The organism is Streptomyces sp. NPDC059853, assembly GCF_042731495.1.
Lineage (GTDB): Bacteria > Actinomycetota > Actinomycetes > Streptomycetales > Streptomycetaceae > Streptomyces.
In genome coordinates, this window is sequence record NZ_JBHWJL010000079.1 from 1 (window position 1) to 19,157 (window position 19,157).

Sequence of the window (19,157 nt, forward strand, 5' to 3'; positions counted from 1 at the left end):
GGACCGCACCAGCAGGTCGACGACCGCGGGCCAGGCGCCGTCGTACCGCGCCCCGGCCAGCCGCTCGGCGGCCTCCCGCGGATCGGCGCGCAGAAAACGCTGCCGGTCCGGCGGGTCCGGGTACAGCTCCGCGCCGTGGCCGCTGTCGGCGTACCCGAGGTGGACCACCCGGTGCGCGCCCAGGATCCGGGCGGCGGCGCGCAGTTCGGCCAGGCGTGGGGCGCCGCCCTCCGGTACGGCGTCCATGCACCCGTCGGAGGCGACCACCAGCACCACCCGGTGTCCCTCGTCGGCGGCGCGGGCGAGGGTGCCGCCGGTCAGCAGGCACTCGTCATCGGGGTGGGCGTTGAAGGCGACGAGGGTGGCCATGTCCCCATCCTGCCCGACGCGTTGGGTTCGGACCATGCGTACGTTCCCCGCCTGCCCGCCCGGCCGGTCCGCCGCACGCCGGGCCGGACGAGTACCAAAGGCTGAGACGGAGATCGGACGGGGGACGGTGGACGGTGCGGGCCGCGCCGCACAGCATCGGACCATGACCTCCGCCGCCGCTCTCTCCGCCTCCGCCGGCTTCGACGTCGAGGCGTTCCTCGCCCGGCCGCTCACCGCCCGCCTCGCCACCGTCACCCCGGCCGGGCCGGTCGTGCGGCCGGTGTGGTTCCTGTGGGAGGAGGGGGCGTTCTGGACCCTGACCGGGCCGTGGGCCCGGCTCCACCAGCAGGCCGCCGCCGACCCCCGGGCCGGTCTCGTGGTGGACGAGTGCGACCTGGCGACCGGCCGGGTCCGGCAGGTCATCGCCCGGGGCCGGGCCGCGCTGCTGCCCTTCGACGTGCCGCGCGGCCGGCGCAAGCTCAGCCGTTACCTCGGCGCGGACGAGAGCCGCTGGGCCACCCGGTTCTCCCGCTACCTGCACACCGACCCGGCCGAGAGCGGCGCGGTGTGGCTGCGGCTGGCCCCGGCCAAGCTCACCGCCCAGGACCTGAGTTACACCGTCGAGCCCTGACGGCCCCGGAACACCCCCCGTCCGGCGGAAGGATGATTCCCGGCGGCGGTCAGCCGCCCAGCAGCCGGGCCTGTTCCGCCTTCAGTTCGGTGAACCCCCGCCGCGCGTAGGCGCGGATCTCCTCGCCGGGGAACGGCACCACCGACAGATGCTCGCGGTAGTCCCCGCGCTCCCAGCGCGCCGCGGTGATCTCGTACCCGGACACGTGCGCGCACAACTCCAGCAGCACCGGCGGCATCTCGCGCTCGCGCAGCAGATCGGCGCGCTGGATCACCAGATCGCGCATGGCCTGGATGTTGGGGAGGAAGACGGTGACCACCCACAGCCGCCACTCGCTGCTCTCCCGCTCGGTGGCGGGCGGGCCGTCCGCGCCGAACGGCGCGGTGCCGTCCGGCCGGACGTTGCGTTCCAGGAACTCGGCGTAGCTGCGGCTGTTGCCCTCGGTCAGGGCGAACAGCGGCCCGTAGAAGTCGCTGAGCTGACGGTTGACGCGGGCCAGCCGCTCCTCGCGCTGGGAGAGCCGTACCCCGTTGAGGTAGGTGGCGAGATAGCCGGCGAACGCCAGCGCGATGGTCACAGCCAGTGCGATCACAAAAGAGGATCGTAGTCGCTGTCCGCCGGGCGGGACCGGGCCGGATCGGAGGCCGTGACGCCCGGCGTCCGGCGGCCCGCCCGTCCTCTGCGGGTCAGTCGCTCACCCGGTCCAGCGCCTCGTACACCCGGTTCTTGAACTCCTCCGGGCTGGGCACGTGCTTGAACGTCATCTTGCCCTGCTCGGAGGCGGACTGGACGTGCAGCGTGCCGTACCGCATGATCCGCTCCCACAACGACGCCGAGAACGACACGTCGTTCACCCGGCTCAGCGGAATGCTGCGGCCCTGCTTGGTGAGGAAACCGGTGCGCTTGTGCAGCCGCTTGGTGGTGAGGAAGTACACCGTCGAACGCCATTGCAGCATCGGGACCAGCCACCGCCAGATGATCGCGATCCCCGCCAGCCCCAGCACCACCCACGCCACCGGCGACCCCAGGTCCCCGATGATGAGCGTGAGGACGGCCGCCACCGCGGCGATGACGACCAGCTGCACGAACTCACTGACCAGCGTGGTCCAGTGCTGTCTGGTCTCGTAGAGGAGTTCTTCGTCGTCGGCGAGGTAACGGTCCGCGTAAGCCATACCGGGAGCATGGCACAGGGCGCGCGGACCGACGGCGGCGTCCTGCCACTTGGTATCAGGTTGTCATGTCGTTGCCACCGCCCGGCGTGGCCCCTGCCACCTCCCCAAACGCTGATCTTCCCGCAGGAATGGCCGTAAGCTCCCTTCCATGTGTGCCGCCCGGCGCAAGTCACGCGCCTACCACCCCGACCGTGTCCGTGACGCGCTGCTCGCGCAGGTGGAACACGTACGCCTGGCCGCCCACGCCCTCACCCCCGAGCAACTGGCCAGGCCCGCCGCGCTCCCGGGCCGGGACGTCCACGCGCTGCTCGCCCACATCGCCGGCCAGATCGACGCCGTCCCCCGGCTGCTGGCCCAGCCCGCGCCCGCCGCCACCCGGCCCGCACTCGACCTGGAGGACTGGGCGGCCCACCCCGGTGCCGGTGTCGGGGACGCCCCGGAGGCCGCCGGTGACCCGGTGGAGGCCATCGACGCCGCCGCCGAGGAACTGGACGCCGTCCTGGAGACCGCCGTCCGCGAGGACCTGCTCCTCCCGCACCGCTTCGGCCCGATGCGCGGCCTGGACTTCACCATCACCCGGGTGGTGGAGCTGGTGGTGCACAGCGACGATCTGACCCGTTCCCTCCAGAGCCCGGTCCGGCTGGACCGCGGCGCCCTGGCCATCGCCGTCCGGGTGCTGGCCGACGCGCTGGCCGCCAAGGCCCCCGGCAACTCCACCGAGCTGCGGGTGCCGCCCTTCGTCGCCGTGCAGTGCCTGCCCGGGCCCCGGCACACCCGCGGCACCCCGCCCTCGGTCGTCGAGGCGGACCCCATCACCTGGCTGCGGCTGGCGACCGGCCGCGCCACCTGGGCGCAGACCACCGCCACCGGCCGGCTGAAGGCCAGCGGCGAGCGCGCGCTCGGCCTCGCCGGCCAACTGCCCGTGCTCGGCTGATGCCACAGGGTGCCGGTTCGGCACCGGAGCCACCCCCGCTGGGGGATGTCTCACAATCCGCTGGTTCTTCCCAAGCGGGGAACCTGTCCTAGACTCAACGATGTGCCTCGTGGTGATGGACGACTCAGCCACGACCTCGACCCCGGTGAAAAGGGCCCGAGGGACGCTTGCGGCGTCTTCGGTGTCTGGGCCCCGGGCGAGGAGGTCGCCAAGCTCTCCTACTACGGTCTGTACGCACTCCAGCATCGCGGACAGGAGTCCGCGGGTATCGCGGTGAGCGACGGATCCAAAATCCTGGTCTTCAAGGACATGGGACTGGTGTCCCAGGTCTTCGACGAGACCTCCCTCAGCTCTCTCCAGGGACATCTGGCCGTCGGCCACAACCGGTACTCCACCACCGGTGCCTCCACCTGGGAGAACGCCCAGCCGACGTTCCGGGCCACCGGCCACGGCTCGATCGCGCTCGGCCACAACGGGAACCTGGTCAACACGGCCGCCCTCGCCGAACTGGTCGCGGAGCTGCCCACCGACCACGGCCGCAGGCAGCGCGCCCAGGTCACCAACGACACCGATCTCGTCACCGCGCTGCTCGCCGGCCAGCGGGACGAGGCCACCGGTGAGCCGCTGACCGTGGAGCAGGCCGCCCCGATCGTGCTGCCGCAGGTCAAGGGCGCCTTCAGCTTCGTCTTCATGGACGAGCACACGCTGTACGCGGCCCGCGACCCGCAGGGCATCCGCCCGCTGGTGCTGGGCCGTCTGGAGCGCGGCTGGGTGGTCGCCTCCGAGCAGGCCGCCCTCGACATCGTCGGCGCCTCCGTGATCCGCGAGGTCGAGCCGGGCGAGCTGATCGCCATCGACGAGAACGGTCTGCGCTCCTCGCGATTCGCGGAAGCGAAGCCGGCGGGCTGTGTCTTCGAGTATGTGTACCTGGCCCGCCCGGACGCCGAGATCGCCGGCCGGAACGTCTACGTCTCCCGGGTCGAGATGGGCCGCAGGCTCGCCGCCGAGGCCCCGGTCGAGGCCGACCTGGTGATAGCCACCCCCGAGTCCGGCACCCCCGCCGCCATCGGGTACGCGGAGGCCAGCGGCATTCCGTACGGCTCGGGCCTCGTCAAGAACAGCTACGTCGGCCGGACCTTCATCCAGCCCAGCCAGACCATCCGGCAGCTGGGCATCCGGCTCAAGCTCAACCCCCTCAAAGAGGTCATCCGGGGCAAGCGCCTGGTGGTCGTCGACGACTCCATCGTGCGCGGCAACACCCAGCGCGCCCTGGTCCGCATGCTCCGCGAGGCCGGCGCCGCCGAGGTCCACGTCCGGATCAGCTCGCCGCCGATCAAGTGGCCCTGCTACTACGGCATCGACTTCGCCACCCGCGCCGAGCTGATCGCCAACGGCCTGTCCGTCGAGGAGATCGGCACCTCGCTCGGCGCCGACTCCCTCGCGTACATCTCCATAGACGCGATGACCGAGGCCACCACCATCGCCAAGCCCAACCTCTGCCGGGCCTGCTTCGACGGCCAGTACCCCGTCGAACTGCCCGACCCGCAGGTGCTCGGCAAGGACGTCCTGGAGCAGGACGAAGCCCGCACCACGCTGCCGCTGCTGACCGGCCCCGGCGCCGCCGACGCACTGCGCCGCCCCTAGCGACGGGCCCGTACGACCGGACCGCCCCCGCGGCGGCCGGTACGCCCGGCGGCCGGCCCCCCGTACCCCACGCCCCCCGAAGAGAGACGCGCGATGACCACCCACTCCGAGCATCCCGGCGCCAGCTACGCCGCCGCCGGTGTCGATATCGAGGCCGGCGACACCGCCGTCGAGCTGATGAAGAAGTGGGTGGCCAAGACCCAGCGCCCCGAGTCCGTGGGCACCCTCGGCGGCTTCAGCGGCCTCTTCGACGCCTCCGCCCTCAAGAACTACCGGCACCCGCTGCTGGCCTCGGCCACCGACGGCGTCGGCACCAAGGTCGCCATCGCCCAGCGCCTGGACATCCACGACACCATCGGCCAGGACCTGGTCGCCATGGTGGTGGACGACCTGGTGGTGTGCGGGGCCGAGCCGCTGTTCATGACCGACTACATCTGCGTCGGCAAGGTGCACCCCGAGCGGGTCGCCTCCATCGTCAAGGGCATCGCCGAGGGCTGCGTCCTGGCCGGCTGCGCGCTGGTCGGCGGCGAGACCGCCGAGCACCCGGGGCTGCTCGGCCCCGAGGAGTACGACGTGGCGGGCGCCGCGACCGGTGTGGTCGAGGCCGGCGAACTGCTGGGCGCCGATCGCATCCGTTCGGGTGACGCCGTGGTGGCGCTGGCCGCCTCCGGCCTTCACTCCAACGGGTACTCGCTCGTGCGCCATGTGCTGCTGCGGCAGCTCGGCTGGGCCCTGGAACGCGAGATCCCGGAGCTGGGCCGCACCCTCGGCGAGGAACTGCTGGAGCCCACCCGGATCTACTCGCTGGACTGTCTGGCCCTGGCCCGCTCCACCGAGGTGCACGCCTACTCGCACATCACCGGCGGCGGCCTCGCCGGCAACCTCGCCCGGGTCATGCCGGAAGGGCTGCACGCGCGCGTGGACCGCTCCACCTGGACCCCGCCGCCCGTCTTCGGCCTGGTCGGCGACGCCGGCAAGGTGGCGCGCCCCGAGCTGGAGCGCACCCTGAACATGGGCGTGGGCATGGTCGCGGTCCTGCCCCAGGACGCGGTGGACGGCGCGCTCGCCCTGCTCACCGAGCGCGGGGTCCCGGCCTGGGTGGCCGGTGAGGTGACCGAACGGACGGAAGGCGACGAGGCCGTGACCCTCAGTGGCGACTACGCCGGCTGAGCCCTACAGCATGCGGGAAGCGGACAGCACAGCACCCGGTCCAGCGGTGATACCGGGACCGGGTCGCGTGCTGCCGTCGCTCAGCAGGCTGCTGAGGAACCGCTCAAGTACTCCGGCGTTTGGAGGCACCGGATGGGCCGGGGGAACCGTGGGACCTGCCGGACCCCTGGTCGTCCTCGTCCTCGTCGTCGTCGCCGTACATCTCCGCGTACCGCGCGTACGGGTCGTTGTCCAGCTCGTCGTCCAGCTCCTCACCGTCCTTGAACTGGTCGCCGTGCGGCGACTCGTTCGACGGCGATGCACCCAGCTCTTCGGCCAGACGCGCCAGATCGGTTCCGCCACTGCTGTACTTCAGCTGGCGGGCGACCTTCGTCTGCTTGGCCTTGGCCCGGCCGCGCCCCATTGGCTCGACCCCCTCAACGACGGGGCCCGACGGCCCCGGAGTGTTGACATCCGTTCGTAAAGGAAAGCGGGCTCTCGGACGAGGGCCCGATCCATCGGGTTTCAACCGTACCTGCTTCCGCGCGCCTGCGGTACGCCGTCCGCAGGTCCCGGGTCGCCCGAACGATTCCGATGAAACTCTCCTTGCTGGTCAGCGGCGATTTTACCTTCTTTCGGAGCGCGACTCGCCCTAGGGGTGGTGACATGTCTTACCCATGGGGCGGGCCGCGCTCCCGCGGCCCGGGGCGGGCGGCCGGTCAGCGGGCCGTCGCCGCCGCCATCCTGGCCTCCGCGATCCGGTCGGCGGCCACCGCCGGCGGGACCCCCTCGGCCTCGGCCCGCTCGAAGATCTCCAGGGTGGTGGCGTGGATGCCCTCCGCCTTTGCCTTCGCACGCGCGAACACAAAACCGTGGAGTTCGTCGGCCACCTGGATCACCCCGCCCGAGTTCACCACGTAGTCGGGCGCGTACAGAATGCCGCGGTCCGCGAGGTCCTTCTCCACCCCCGGATGGTCGAGCTGGTTGTTGGCCGCGCCGCACACCACGGAGGCGGTCAGCGCGGACACCGTCCGGTCGTTCAGCGCGCCGCCGAGCGCGCACGGGGCGTAGATGTCCAGCCCCTCGGTGCTGATCAGCGCCTCGGTGTCGGCCGCCACCCGTACGCCGGGGTGCGCGCCGGTGACTCGGTCCACCGACTCCTGGCGGACATCGGTGACCACCACCTCGGCACCCGCCTCGACCAGGTGCCCGGCCAGCAGATGGCCCACCTTGCCGACGCCCGCGATGCCCACCGTGCGGCCGGAGAGGTCGTCGCTGCCCCAGCGGTGCACGGCCGCCGCCCGCATGCCCTGGAAGACCCCGAAGGCGGTGAGCACCGAGGAGTCCCCGGCGCCGCCCTGCTCGGGGGAGCGTCCCGTCGTCCAGCGGCACTCGCGCGCCACCACGTCCATGTCGGCCACATAGGTGCCCACGTCGCAGGCCGTGACGTACCGGCCGCCGAGCGAGGCCACGAAGCGGCCGTAGGCGAGCAGCAGTTCCTCGCTCTTGAGGGTGGCCGGATCACCGATGATCACGGCCTTGCCGCCGCCGTGCTCCAGCCCGGCCATGGCGTTCTTGTAGCTCATCCCGCGCGCCAGATTGAGCGCGTCGCGCAGCGCCGCCTCCTCGGGCACGGCCGCGCCGGAGTAGGCGTGGAAGCGGGTGCCGCCGAGCGCGGGGCCCAGGGCGGTGGAGTGGATGGCGATCACGGCCTTGAGGCCGGAGGCCCGGTCCTGGCAGAGCACGACCTGCTCATGGCCGCCCTGCTCGGAGCGGAAGAGGATGTCCAGGGCGGAGCCGGAGGGTGCGAAAGGGATGCGGTCGGCGCTGTCGGCGCTGACAGCGGTGGTTACGTCGGTCACGGTGGTGACTCCTGCGCTACGCGGCGGATGCCCTCCAAGTGGTCGGGAGGGCCTGCTGGAACGAGCCTAAGCCTGTGGGGCCGCATGGGATGCCAAGGGTGCGTCACACTGCCACGATCGGGGGGCGGGGTGGCCGGGGAGCCCGGGAGGACCAGTTGGAGGGACCGCACGTGACGAAGGTGCCGTACGCGGCGTATCTGCGGGTGTACGAACCGCTCGCGGCGTTTCCGGAGCCCGAGCGCTCGCACTGGGCGCGGTACGCCGAGCGACCGGATCCGCCCGGGCCGCAGGAGGAGCTGCGGCGTTCGATCGCCGAGCTGGTGGCGGTGCCGGGCCGGGTGGTGCCGCCGAAGGAGAGCGCCGACGCCTATGTGGCGGTGGTGGACGGGGTGGTGTGCGTGTGCCCCTGGCGGACCAGGCTGCGCGCGTGGGAGGCGCTGGGGGAGGTGGGGCACTGGCTGATGCCGCAGTCGGTGGTGGACGCGGCGCTGCCGCCGGAGGCGCGGGAGCGGGCGGCGCGGGAGTACGGGCGGTGGCGGGAGCGCAACCCGGACGCCCGGCCGTGGATCAGGTCGGCGGTGTGGCACGTTCCGGTGCGCTGGTTCGCGCTGTTCGCCGACGAGGAGCGCGAGTTCGCGGCGGCGGAGGGGGAGCGGCCGGCGCGCCTGCGGTACCGGACGCCGATGGTGCGGGCGCGGCAGCGGGTGGCGCGCGCGCTGAAGACGGTGCGGGAGGCCGCCCGGCGGGCGGTGGCCGAGGCGCCCGCCGAGGCGGGTGCGGGCGGGGAGGAGCCGGCGGGTCCGCTGGTGGCGGCGCTCACCGATGTGGGTCGCTGGCTGGAGGAGTTTCATCCCCGGTCACTGGTCGAACTGGACTACGGGGGATTGATCTATACGATCACTGAGGAACAGCTCGCCGCCGATCGCTCGGCCGCCGAGGTCGCGGCCGGTCTCGCCGCGCTGGCGGAGGGCGATCTGGACCGGGCGGGACGGCTGTACGAGGAGCTGACCGATCGCTGGATGACGGTCCGCGAGCGTCAGTTCGCCAACTGAGGGCGGGCCGTGGCGCGTGGGTCGGGGGGACTAAAGGCCCAAGCGTGATGGATGGCACTCTAAGGAAGTCTTGTCAGCAACCCGTCTCCTCGTGCCAAAATAGGACAAGGAGGCCGATCGGGCTTCTTCTATCCGTCGAAGGGCGGATAGATCGGTAATGCACTCCTTGGTGCGCCTGATGCGGACTGATCACGATAGTGACTGATTGTCACGCGGTGATGACTGTCCGCTATGGCATGGTCCATCGGCATCCGCCGAGGTTGAACACCTGAGAGCGCAATTCCATCGGTTTGGCCGACCCGGCTGGACGGATGGTGTAGTTGTAGTGCCGAGGACAAGCCGTTCGTCCTATAACCGACTCGGCCCGCGTCTGCCATTTCGGGCAACGCGGGCCAAGGTGCAGAATTTAGAGGAAAGAACCGTGATGGTTCGGTTCTCCCGAGGAGGCCGCTCATGACCGCTCGCACCCCTGATGCCGAGCCGCTGCTGACCCCGGCTGAGGTTGCCACGATGTTCCGCGTCGACCCCAAAACGGTGACACGCTGGGCAAAGGCGGGCAAGCTCACGTCCATCCGCACGCTCGGTGGGCACCGCCGCTACCGCGAAGCGGAGGTGCGCGCTCTGCTGGCGGGCATCCCGCAGCAGCGCGGCGAGGCCTGAGCCTGCAGCACAACCCAGGCAGCACCCTGCAACACCTGAGCTACACCGCGTAAAACCCCAGCACGACCCGGGTTTCGGGGCCCCCACCCCGTCCTGGTGGCACAGATCGCGTCGGACTCCGCCGGGTCCGGCGCGATCTGCATGTCCGGGCCCGGCCGCTTGCCGGCCGCCGCCGGCCGGCTTCCGGCGCCCTTCCGGCATCTTTCGGGGGATCTTCCGGAAGCCTCTGGGGACAGTGCAATTGCACATATTAAATAAGCGGGTGTCTCTGCGGGGTCGAACCAGCCCGCTGAGCGATCGTTTGCCGTGACTCCCGTCACAAGCCAAAAGCCTTGCCCAAGGGGCTGCCGGTGCGGTAGTGCGCACCGGTCGCCGGCGCCGGTGCCGCTCCTCCGGCACGGGCCCGTTCTTCCCCTGCCCCTCTCCTTCCCCCCAACTCCCCTTTTTCATCGGGGTAGTTGAAAACGTGACACAAAAAAACCGGACCCCCTGTGGGGGTCCGGTTTCCGGTGCGGTCCTGACGGGATTTGAACCCGCGGCCTCCACCTTGACAGGGTGGCGAGCACTCCAAACTGCTCTACAGGACCTCGATCTCGCGTCGGTGACTCTACCCCACCGAGCGGGTGCGGAGCCAATCGGCCGACAGGGCGGGCCCCGGCCCCCGTTCAGTGCCCGGGGCCCGGCGCCAGCGCGTCGATGGCCTTCACGATCCGCTTGTCCGAGACCGGGTACGCGGTGCCCAGCGCGTGCGCGAAGTAGCTGACCCGCAGCTCCTCGATCATCCAGCGGATCTCCCGCGCCTGCCGCGGCACCGGCCGCCCGGCCGGGAACTGCTCCAGCAGCCACGCGTACTCGTCCCGCATCTCCGCCACCTTCGCCATCCGCGCCCGGTCCCGCTCCGCCTGGTGCGGCAGCTGCTGCAACCGCCGGTCCACGGCCGTCAGATAGCGCAGCAGATCCGCCAGCCGCCCCGCCCCGTGCGCCGTCACGAAGCCCGGGCACACCAGCTCGTCCAGCTGCCGCCGGATGTCCGCCACCGAGTCCGCCAGCACCGGCGAGGTGGTCGCCTTCAGCCGCCGCTCGCACGCCTGCCAGGCGATCAGCACCTGCCGCACCTGCCGCACGATCCGCAGCGTCAGATCGACGATGTCGGCCCGCACCGCGTCGAACAGCTTGGTGAAACCCTCCTGGTCCCACACCGGCCCGCCCCGGTCGGCGATCAGCCGGTCCGCCGCCGCCGTCACACAGTCCGCCAGCAGCGCCTGCACACTGCCGTGCGGGGAGGCGGACAGCGCCAGCTTCGCCGCGTTGTCCAGCTTGCCCACCGCGAACTTCGCCGGGTCAGAGGGCAACTGGAGCAGCACCAGCCGGCGCACCCCCAGCCACATGGCCGCCTGCTGCTCCTCCTCGGTGTCGAACAGCCGCACCGCGACCGACGACCCCTCGTCCACCAGCGCCGGATACGCCTGCACCGGCTGCCCGGCCCGCCGGGTCTCGAAACGGCGCGGCAGCGTCCCCACCGTCCAGGAGGTGAGCCCGCCGCGCTGCTCCCAGGCGGCCTCCGTCGTGCCCCGCTCCTGGCCGGCCGCGGACTTCCCCGACGCCTTGAACGCCCGCGAGATCGCCTCCTGCGTCTTCGGCTTGAGCGCGAGCCGCAGCGCCTCCAGGTCCTTGTCCTCGGCCAGCTTCCTGCGCCGCTCGTCCACCACCCGGAAGGTGATGCGCAGATGCGCGGGCACCGCCTCGGGGGAGAAGTCCTCCGGAGCCACCCGCACCCCGGTCATCCGCTGGAGCGCCGCCGCCAGCTCCACCCGCAGCGGGCGGGAGGTGGGCCCGGACAGACCGGCCAGGAAGCGGCCGGCGTAGTTCGGGGCCGGGACGCAGTGCCGGCGGATCGCCTTGGGCAGCGACCGGATCAGCTCCGTCACCAACTGCTCGCGCAGCCCGGGGATCTGCCAGTCGAAGCCGTCGGGCCGCACCTGGTTGAGCACCTGGAGCGGGATGTGCACGGTGACGCCGTCCGCGTCGGTCCCCGGCTCGAACTGGTACGTCACCCGGAACGAGAGCCGCTCCTGCCGCCAGCTGTCCGGGTAGTCCGCCTTGGTGACGCCCTCGGCCCGCTCGTTGATGAGCATGGACTTCTCGAAGTTGAGCAGATCCGGCTCGTCCCGGCGCTTCTTCTTCCACCAGGAGTCGAAGTGCGCCCCGGAGACGATGTCCTCCGGAAGCCGCTGATCGTAGAAGTCGTAGAGCGTCTCGTCGTCCACCAGGATGTCGCGGCGCCTGGCCCGGTGCTCCAGCTCCTCGACCTCGGCGAGCAGCTTGCGGTTCTCCCGGAAGAACTGGTGCTGGGTACGCCAGTCGCCCTCCACCAGGGCGTTGCGGATGAACAGATCGCGGCAGGTCTCCGGGTCGATCCGCCCGTAGTTGACCTTGCGCTGGGCGACGATCGGGACGCCGTACAGCGTGACCCGCTCGTACGCCATCACCGCCGCCTGCTTCTGCTCCCAGTGCGGCTCGCTGTAGGTCCGCTTCACCAGGTGCTGGGCGAGCGGCTCGATCCACTCCGGCTCGATCTTCGCGTTCACCCGGGCCCACAGCCGGGAGGTCTCCACCAGCTCCGCCGACATCACCCAGCGCGGTGGCTTGCGGAACAGCGCCGAGCCGGGGAAGATCGCGAACTTCGCGCTGCGGGCGCCCAGATACTCGTTCTTCTCGGTGTCCTTCAGCCCCAGGTGCGACAGCAGCCCGGCCAGCAGCGACTGGTGGACGACGGCGGGGGCGGCGGGCTCGTCGGCCGGGGTCACCCCCATCGTCCTGGCCACCGAGCGCAGCTGGGCGTAGATGTCCTGCCACTCGCGTATCCGCAGATAGTTGAGGAACTCGGCGCGGCACAGCCGGCGGAAGGCCGAGGAGGACAACTCCCGCTGCCGTTCGCGCACGTAGTCCCAGAGCGCCACCAGAGCGAGGAAGTCGGACTCCTCGCCGGGGCCCTCCCGGAACCGCCGGTGCTTCTCGTCCGCCGCCTGCTGCTTGTCGGCCGGCCGCTCGCGCGGGTCCTGGATGGACAGCGCGGCGGCGATCACCATCACCTCGCGGGCACAGCCGTTGCGGCCCGCCTCCAGCACCATCCGGGCCAGCCGGGGGTCCACCGGCAGCTGGGACAGCTTGCGGCCGGTGTCGGTGAGCTGGGCGCCGCGCAGCGCGCCCAGTTCCTCCAGCAGTTGCACGCCGGCCTTGACGCTGCGGTGGTCGGGGGCGTCGATGAAGGGGAACCGGTCCACCTCGCCGAGCCCGGCCGCGTTCATCTGGAGGATGACGGACGCCAGATTGGTGCGCAGGATCTCGGCGTCGGTGAACTCCGGCCGGGAGAGGAAGTCCTCCTCCGAGTACAGCCGGATGCAGATGCCGTCGCTGGTCCGGCCGCAGCGGCCCTTGCGCTGGTTGGCGCTGGCCTGCGAGACCGGCTCGATCGGCAGCCGCTGCACCTTGGTGCGGTGGCTGTACCGGGAGATCCGGGCGGTGCCCGGGTCGATGACGTACTTGATGCCGGGGACGGTGAGCGAGGTCTCGGCCACGTTGGTGGCCAGCACGACGCGCCGCCCGCTGTGCTGCTGGAAGACCCGCTGCTGCTCGGCGTGCGAGAGCCGGGCGTACAGCGGCAGGATCTCGGTGAACCGCAGCCGGCGTTTCTCCAGGGCGTCGGCGGTGTCGCGGATCTCCCGCTCGCCGGAGAGGAAGACCAGGATGTCCCCGGGCCCCTCGGCCTGGAGCTCGTCGACGGCGGCGCAGATCGCCGAGACCTGGTCGTCGTCCTCCTCCGGCGGCCGGTAGCGGACCTCGACCGGGTACGTACGCCCGGACACCTCGATGATCGGCGCCGGATCGCCGCCGGGGGTGCGGAAGTGGCGGGCGAAGCGCTCGGGGTCGATGGTCGCCGAGGTGATGACGATCTTCAGATCGGGGCGGCGCGGGAGGAGCTGGGCCAGGTAGCCGAGCAGGAAGTCGATGTTGAGGCTGCGCTCGTGCGCCTCGTCGATGATGATCGTGTCGTACTTCAGCAGCTCCCGGTCGTGCTGCACCTCGGCCAGCAGGATGCCGTCCGTCATCAGCTTGACCAGCGTGGAGTCCCCGACCTGGTCGGTGAACCTGACCTTCCAGCCCACCGTCTCGCCCAGCGGCGTCCGCAGTTCGTCGGCGACCCGCTGCGCGACGGTGCGGGCCGCGATCCGGCGCGGCTGGGTGTGCCCGATGAGCCCGCGCACCCCGCGCCCCAGCTCCAGACAGATCTTCGGGATCTGGGTGGTCTTCCCCGAACCGGTCTCGCCGGCCACGATCACCACCTGGTGATCGCGGATGGCGTCGCGGATCTCGTCCTTCTTCCGGCTGACCGGCAACTGCTCGGGGTAGCTGATGGCGGGCAGGGCGGCCCGGCGCTGCTCGACGCGCAGCTCGGCGCGGTCCAGGGCCTCGGCGATCTCGCCCAGCACGGCCTGCCGGGCCTCGGGCTTGCGGATCCGGCGCGCGCCGTCGAGCCGCCGGCCGAGGCGGCGCTCGTCGTGCAGCATCAGCTGGGGCAGACGCTCGGCAAGGGCGGCGGGGGAGGGGGGCTGCGTAGACATACGCCCCCAAGGGTCTCACCCGGGACCGGGGAGCGGCGAACCAATAACGCGGAGCTTTGTCCCTTTAGGGTGCGTATGTGAGTCGCTGGCAGGCGTTCAGGCACAGCCCCTACTACCCGGCGGTGGTCGTCTCCCTGCTGGCCGCCTTCGGAGCGGCACTCTTCGCCGGCTCCTACACCTACGCCCTGGCGAACCCCACCCCGCACCGGATGCCCATCGCCGTGGTCGGCGAACCGGAGACGGAACGGGTCCGCGGCTACGTCACGGCCCTGGAGAAAGGGCTGCACACCACGCTGCGGGTGCGCACGTACCCGGATTATCCACAGGCTGTGGACGCCGTGGAGCGCCAGCAGGTCTTCGCGGTGGTGCGCGAGCAGGACGGAGGCATCGCCCTCGCGGTGACCAGCGCCTCCGGCGCCTCGGTGGCGGAACTGCTGAAGACGGCGGGCCCCGCGGCCGGCCAGGCCCTCGGCGTCCCGGTCACCCTCACCGACCTCACCCCCCTGCACTCCGGCGACCCGCGCGGCCTCGCGCTCTTCTACATCACCCTGGCCGCCGTGATCGTCGGCTTCCTCGGCACCATCCAGCTCAGCGTCCACGCCCCCCGGCTCACCCCGGGCGAACGGATCGTCGTGGTCGCCGGCTACTCCGCCCTGGGCGGCTTCCTGCTGTGCGCCACCGTCGACTGGATCCTGGACGCGGTGCCGCTGCCGCTGATCTCCTGGCCGCAGCTGATGCTGACGATGTTCACCGCCGGCATGGTCTTCACCGTCTTCAACACCTTCTTCGGCCGCTGGGCCCTGCTGCCCACCTGGGGCCTGCTGGTCCTCCTCGGCAACCCGGCCTCCGGCGGCCCCGTCTCCTGGCCCCTCCTCCCCTCACCGCTGGGGCTGATCGGCCGCTGGCTGCCCCCGGGCGCCTCGGTGAACGCCCTGCACAACGCCGTGTACTTCTCCGGCCACCAGCACCTCCAGCCCTATCTGGTCCTGCTGGCCTGGGCGACGGTCTCCGCGGCGATCTTCTGGATCTGGCGCCGCCGCCACCCGGGCGGCCGCTGACAGCGGGGCCGTGTCTCAGGGGTCACGCCGGACGGCGGACCACAGCAGCAGCGCGCACCCGAAGGCCGCCGCCGCGAAGACCAGCGACTGGAGGAGCGAGTCGCTGCGCGCCCCGGCCACCAGCGCACCGGCCGCCGCCGGGGCGAGCGCGGCCACCGCGGGCCACCGGCGCGGCTCCTGCGTCCGCTGCGCCGGATCCCGGGGCAGCAGCCGGACCGCGAGGCGGTAGCAGACACACGCCAGCAGCGCCGCCCCCAGGACATCGCCGGGCCGGTGGTGGTACGTCGCCTGCACGGTGGCGGCGGTGACGGCGCACCACAGCAGCCCGGCCGTCAGCACCCACGGCCGTACCCGCGCCGACACCACCAGGGCGGCCCCGGCGGCCAGTGCGGCGGGGACCGCCGCGTGCCCGCTGGGGAAGCTCGGATCGAGCAGCATCACGTGCGCGTCCACCAGATCGGGGCGCGGCAGCACCCGCGCGCACACCTCCGTGGCCGCCAGCGTGCCGACCACCACCCCGGCCGCCGCACCCCCGCGCCACCAGCACCGCCGGACCACCGTGACGGCCGCCAGGACGGCCAGGCCCGCGAACAGGGTGGGCAGCGCGGTGTCCTCCAGCGGCGGCAGCGCCCACGAGCCGTACGCCACCCCCGACCAGTCGTACATCCAGGCGGGCCCGGCCCCGTTCTCGTTGATCAGGCCGTTCTCCGCGCGCTGCCCGAACGGGGTGCGGACGGTCAGCAGATACAGCGCCGCGAACCCGAGCAGGTAGAGCGCGCCCGCCCCGGGGCGCCGGCCGCGCGCGGGGCGGGCCGGGGACGGGGCGGCGGAGGTGTGGTGCAGGGTCATCGTGTTCTCTCGGCTCTATCCGGGCAGGGCCCGCTCCTGCCGGCGCCGGGCGGCGATCGCCAGGGCCGGGAGCGGCATGATCAGCAGCAGCAGGACGACCAGCCCGGGCAGCGACTGCACGAGCCAGTCCGGCTGGACGACGACCGCCCGGGTCCGCACGAAGGCGAACGCCGCCACCGGGATCAGCCACCGGTGGTCCCCGGTGGCGGCCGTCGCCACCCACGCGGCGAGCAGCGCGGCGACCTCCAGCGCGAACTGGCCGCGCTGGAAGAGCGGCCCGCCGGACGTGAGGTGCAGGCTCCCCGCCACCGCCATCGCCAGGATGACCGGCACCAGCCAGCGCGGGGAGTACCGCCGCAGCCGGCCCGGACGGCACAGCGCCAGCACGGCGCAGGCCGCGAACAGCGTGCCGGACAGCACCAGGTCACCGGCGGTCAGCGGAGCACCGAGCCCGTAGTAGCCGGGACCCCGCATCCCCTCCTCGCCGAAGAGCGGCGAACTGCCCAGCGTGGCACCGGCGTACAGCATCGCCCCCACCGCCGGGAGCGCGATCCACGGCCTGCCGCGCAGCAGGGCGGCCAGCGCGATCAGCGGCAGCAGCCCGTACGGCAGCAGCCGGGTCGCCGTCCCCGGGCCCTCCGCCCACGGGTACCAGCCGGCGAAGGCGAAGCCGATGGCGTGCTCGCCCGGGTCGATGCGCAGCGCCCAGTGCCACACGTCCTGGAGGTACGGCACGAGCGCCAGCGCGGCCAGCACCAGCGCCGCCATGTGCACCCCGTCCAGCCACCCGGGCCGGGCGGTGTCCTCGGCCGCGGCCCGGGCCCGGACCTGCACCCCGGCGCGCGCCAGCGCGGCGACCTCCCGGGGCGGCGGCCAGGACCGGCCGGGGTACGACTCGGCCAGTGCGGCCAGCAGTTCGTCCCCGTGCCGGGCGCGGTGGGCGGCGGGGAAGGCGGCGAGCAGCAGACGGTTCATGCCCAGGCCACTGTGGTGCCGCCCGCCGGCCCGATGACGACGGCCGCGGCCTGCTGCATCCGCAGCGCCTCCCGGCGGAGCGCCGCGCCGCCCTCCTCGGTGAGCCGGTAGTAGCGCCGGGCCCGCCCGTCCACGATCTCCTCGTGACCGGCCGCCACCAGACCGGCCTTCTCCAGCCGTTCCAGCGCGCCGTAGAGCGTCCCGACGGCGAGCCGGAGCCGCCCGCCGGTGGCCTCCCCGGCGGCCTTGATGATGCCGTACCCGTGCAACGGCCCGTCCTGGAGCGCGGCGAGGATGAAGTACTGCGGCTCCGTCATGGGCGGCTTCTGTCGCGTCATGGCGCGAGGATATATCGGCACCCGAAGTATGCGGGACGGCGGGGCACCCCACGCGGCACCCGGACACGCGAAAAAGGCCCTGGCGGCGGAAGCCGCTGGGCCTTTTCACTGCTGAAGGAAGGTGGCTGGGGCCGGGGTCGAACCGGCGACCTTCCGCTTTTCAGGCGGACGCTCGTACCAACTGAGCTACCCAGCCGAAGCGGTCCTGACGGGATTTGAACCCGCGGCCTCCACCTTGACAGGGTGGCGAGCACTCCAAACTGCTCTACAGGACCTGGTGTCTGCGACCGGCTTTCCCCGATGTCGCTCAAGAAGCGTATCACGGTGCGGAGGGCCTGCTGAGCGGGGTTTTCAGCAGGCCGCAGACCCGCTCCACCGCGAACGCGTACCCCTGGACGCCGCAGCCCACGATCACCCCGGCGGACGCGGCGGCCGACACGTACGAGTGGTGCCGGAACGCCTCCCTGCGGTGGATGTTGGACAGATGCACCTCGGCCACCGGCAGCCCGTCGCACGCGCTGAGCGCGTCCAGCAGGCCGACCGAGGTGTGGGAGTACGCGGCGGGGTTGATCACGATGCCCGCGTGGTGCTCGCGTGCCTCCTGGATCCAGTCGATCAGCTGTCCCTCGTGGTTGCTCTGCCGGGCGTCGATCGTGACCCCGTACGGGGCGGCGGCGCTCTCGCACAGCCTGACCACGTCCGCGAGGGTGTCCGTGCCGTAGATCTCGGGCTCGCGCCGGCCCAGCAGGTTGAGGTTGGGGCCGTTGAGCACCATGAGGGGCTTGGAGGTCACCGGGCATCACTTCCTGGTCCGAAAAGCCAAAGAGCCACCCACAGGCAGAATGCTGCGGATGGCTTCGGGTGGTGCCCCCAACGGGATTCGAACCCGTGCTACCGCCTTGAAAGGGCGGCGTCCTGGGCCACTAGACGATGAGGGCCTCATGTCACACCACACACGCGGGTGAGGGGTGAACGCCAGAAGCATAGGTGATGGTGGAACGGATCACCAACACGGTGCGCTCACCCCCAGCCCAGCTCGTGCAGCCGCTCCTCCTCGATGCCGAAGTGGTGGGCGATCTCGTGGACCACCGTCACCGTCACCTCGTGCACCACCTCCTGCGCCGTCTCGCAGTACCGCAGGGTCGGACCCATGTAGATCAGGATGCGGTCCGGCAGCACCCCCGCGTACCACTCGCCGCGTTCGGTGAGCGGCGTTCCCTCGTACAGGCCCAGGAGTTCGGGGTCCGAGGGGTCGGGTTCGTCCTCGACGAAGACGGCGACGTTGTCCATCAGACGGGCCAGCTCGGGCGGGACCTGATCCAGCGCTTCGCTCACCAGTTCCTCGAATGACTCGCGTGTCATCTTCAGCACACCCCCATTGTCCGTGACCCGGGGGCCGCGACGGCCGTTGGGCAGGTCGCCCATCGCCGCCGCACCCCGAGGAGCGCCGCCGTGCGTCCGTCCGTCCCCGTCGCCCTGGTCCCGCTCATCGCGCTGACGCTCACCGGCTGCCTGAGCGTGGACCCCGACACCGAGGCGCCCGGCGCCGGGCCGACCGAGGCCGGGAACGCCTCGCCGCTGGTGGAGGAGGCGGCCGGGGAGGCACGGGAGGAGGCGGTGCCGGACGGTGACGGGCCACCGGGGTCCGGGGGCGGCGGCGGGGAGAAGCCCGCCGGGGCGGGCGAGGGGAAGGCGGCGGAGGACGGCAAGGGCGGCAAGGACGGCAAGGGGGAGCGGGACCGTCCGGCGGCCTCGGGACCGGCCCGGGCGAGCCGGGCCTGGAGGTGAGCGGCGGGCGGTGCCTCGCGGCGGGCGCCGAGCGGGAACGCGTCAACGGCGGCC

Annotated in this window: 19 protein-coding genes and 4 tRNA genes; 8 read left to right on the forward strand and 15 right to left on the reverse strand. The window is 72.0% G+C overall.

Annotation, left to right across the window (positions count from 1 at the left end; all coding sequences use genetic code 11):
* Positions 1-369 (reverse strand): PIG-L deacetylase family protein (locus tag ACFV5N_RS11485; protein WP_385597323.1); only part of this gene is annotated, 369 nt, incomplete at its 3' end.
* A gap of 163 nt (positions 370-532) precedes the next feature.
* Here ACFV5N_RS11485 and ACFV5N_RS11490 point away from each other — a divergent pair.
* Entirely contained in the window at positions 533-1,000 is a 468-nt protein-coding gene (locus ACFV5N_RS11490) for a pyridoxamine 5'-phosphate oxidase family protein (RefSeq protein WP_385597326.1), read from the forward strand.
* A gap of 49 nt (positions 1,001-1,049) precedes the next feature.
* On the opposite strand, the gene ACFV5N_RS11495 is transcribed toward ACFV5N_RS11490, so the two are convergent.
* Both ACFV5N_RS11495 and ACFV5N_RS11500 read right to left on the reverse strand, forming a co-directional pair.
* Positions 1,050-1,592 carry a hypothetical protein gene (locus tag ACFV5N_RS11495; protein ID WP_385597329.1) on the reverse strand — a complete coding sequence of 181 codons (543 nt, stop codon included), beginning with the start codon at positions 1,590-1,592 and terminating at the stop codon, positions 1,050-1,052.
* 94 nt (positions 1,593-1,686) lie between these two features.
* Positions 1,687-2,172, reverse strand: coding sequence for a PH domain-containing protein (locus ACFV5N_RS11500; RefSeq protein WP_385597332.1), 486 nt, complete (start codon positions 2,170-2,172; stop codon positions 1,687-1,689).
* Between the two features lie 148 nt (positions 2,173-2,320).
* Between ACFV5N_RS11500 and ACFV5N_RS11505 the strand changes: the two genes are divergently transcribed.
* The 3 genes from ACFV5N_RS11505 (at position 2,321) to purM (ending at position 5,920) form a co-directional block, all read left to right on the forward strand.
* Positions 2,321-3,106: a sterol carrier family protein gene (locus tag ACFV5N_RS11505; protein ID WP_385597335.1), complete on the forward strand. Its 786-nt coding sequence runs from the start codon at positions 2,321-2,323 to the stop codon at positions 3,104-3,106.
* A gap of 102 nt (positions 3,107-3,208) precedes the next feature.
* Complete coding sequence (purF, locus tag ACFV5N_RS11510) at positions 3,209-4,750, forward strand: amidophosphoribosyltransferase (protein WP_385597337.1); 1,542 nt, start codon at positions 3,209-3,211, stop codon at positions 4,748-4,750.
* 93 nt (positions 4,751-4,843) lie between these two features.
* Complete coding sequence (purM, locus tag ACFV5N_RS11515) at positions 4,844-5,920, forward strand: phosphoribosylformylglycinamidine cyclo-ligase (RefSeq protein WP_385597340.1); 1,077 nt, start codon at positions 4,844-4,846, stop codon at positions 5,918-5,920.
* Between the two features lie 103 nt (positions 5,921-6,023).
* Here the strand turns inward: purM and ACFV5N_RS11520 are convergent, their stop codons facing one another.
* Positions 6,024-6,323, reverse strand: a complete 300-nt coding sequence (locus ACFV5N_RS11520; protein ID WP_385597342.1) for a DUF3073 domain-containing protein — start codon at positions 6,321-6,323, stop codon at positions 6,024-6,026.
* A gap of 295 nt (positions 6,324-6,618) precedes the next feature.
* The gene (locus ACFV5N_RS11525) at positions 6,619-7,761 is read right to left on the reverse strand and encodes a Leu/Phe/Val dehydrogenase (protein ID WP_385597345.1); all 1,143 of its coding nucleotides are present in this window, start codon (positions 7,759-7,761) and stop codon (positions 6,619-6,621) included.
* Positions 7,762-7,931: 170 nt separating this feature from the next.
* Between ACFV5N_RS11525 and ACFV5N_RS11530 the strand changes: the two genes are divergently transcribed.
* The gene (locus ACFV5N_RS11530) at positions 7,932-8,813 is read left to right on the forward strand and encodes a hypothetical protein (RefSeq protein WP_385597347.1); all 882 of its coding nucleotides are present in this window, start codon (positions 7,932-7,934) and stop codon (positions 8,811-8,813) included.
* A 453-nt stretch (positions 8,814-9,266) separates the two neighbouring features.
* Complete coding sequence (gene bldC, locus ACFV5N_RS11535; RefSeq protein WP_019431930.1) at positions 9,267-9,473, forward strand: developmental transcriptional regulator BldC; 207 nt, start codon at positions 9,267-9,269, stop codon at positions 9,471-9,473.
* A gap of 512 nt (positions 9,474-9,985) precedes the next feature.
* Here the strand turns inward: bldC and ACFV5N_RS11540 are convergent.
* Positions 9,986-10,060 (reverse strand) — tRNA-Asp (locus tag ACFV5N_RS11540).
* Positions 10,061-10,138: 78 nt separating this feature from the next.
* Complete coding sequence (hrpA, locus tag ACFV5N_RS11545) at positions 10,139-14,095, reverse strand: ATP-dependent RNA helicase HrpA (RefSeq protein WP_385597351.1); 3,957 nt, start codon at positions 14,093-14,095, stop codon at positions 10,139-10,141.
* Between the two features lie 77 nt (positions 14,096-14,172).
* Between hrpA and ACFV5N_RS11550 the strand changes: the two genes are divergently transcribed.
* The gene (locus ACFV5N_RS11550; RefSeq protein ID WP_385597354.1) at positions 14,173-15,153 is read left to right on the forward strand and encodes an ABC transporter permease; all 981 of its coding nucleotides are present in this window, start codon (positions 14,173-14,175) and stop codon (positions 15,151-15,153) included.
* Positions 15,154-15,168: 15 nt separating this feature from the next.
* Here the strand turns inward: ACFV5N_RS11550 and ACFV5N_RS11555 are convergent, their stop codons facing one another.
* The 8 genes from ACFV5N_RS11555 to ACFV5N_RS11590 form a co-directional block, all read right to left on the reverse strand.
* Positions 15,169-16,002 carry a phosphatase PAP2 family protein gene (locus ACFV5N_RS11555; RefSeq protein ID WP_385597356.1) on the reverse strand — a complete coding sequence of 278 codons (834 nt, stop codon included), beginning with the start codon at positions 16,000-16,002 and terminating at the stop codon, positions 15,169-15,171.
* Positions 16,003-16,017: 15 nt separating this feature from the next.
* A complete protein-coding gene (locus ACFV5N_RS11560; RefSeq protein ID WP_385597359.1) occupies positions 16,018-16,977 on the reverse strand; it encodes a hypothetical protein in 960 nt (319 codons plus the stop codon).
* On the reverse strand, positions 16,974-17,315 hold the full coding sequence (locus ACFV5N_RS11565; RefSeq protein ID WP_385597362.1) for a PadR family transcriptional regulator: 342 nt from the start codon (positions 17,313-17,315) through the stop codon (positions 16,974-16,976). Before ACFV5N_RS11565 ends, ACFV5N_RS11560 begins: the two co-directional genes overlap by 4 nt.
* 122 nt (positions 17,316-17,437) lie before the next feature.
* Positions 17,438-17,511, reverse strand: a tRNA-Phe gene (locus tag ACFV5N_RS11570).
* A gap of 4 nt (positions 17,512-17,515) precedes the next feature.
* Positions 17,516-17,590: transfer RNA gene (locus ACFV5N_RS11575), tRNA-Asp, on the reverse strand.
* A gap of 44 nt (positions 17,591-17,634) precedes the next feature.
* Positions 17,635-18,090: a type II 3-dehydroquinate dehydratase gene (gene aroQ, locus ACFV5N_RS11580; protein WP_385597370.1), complete on the reverse strand. Its 456-nt coding sequence runs from the start codon at positions 18,088-18,090 to the stop codon at positions 17,635-17,637.
* 87 nt (positions 18,091-18,177) lie between these two features.
* A tRNA-Glu gene (locus ACFV5N_RS11585) sits at positions 18,178-18,253 on the reverse strand.
* An 82-nt stretch (positions 18,254-18,335) separates the two neighbouring features.
* A complete protein-coding gene (locus tag ACFV5N_RS11590; protein ID WP_385597365.1) occupies positions 18,336-18,686 on the reverse strand; it encodes a metallopeptidase family protein in 351 nt (116 codons plus the stop codon).
* An 81-nt stretch (positions 18,687-18,767) separates the two neighbouring features.
* On the opposite strand from ACFV5N_RS11590, the gene ACFV5N_RS11595 reads away from it, so the two are divergent.
* Positions 18,768-19,103, forward strand: a complete 336-nt coding sequence (locus tag ACFV5N_RS11595; RefSeq protein WP_385597368.1) for a hypothetical protein — start codon at positions 18,768-18,770, stop codon at positions 19,101-19,103.
* Positions 19,104-19,157 lie beyond the last annotated feature (54 nt).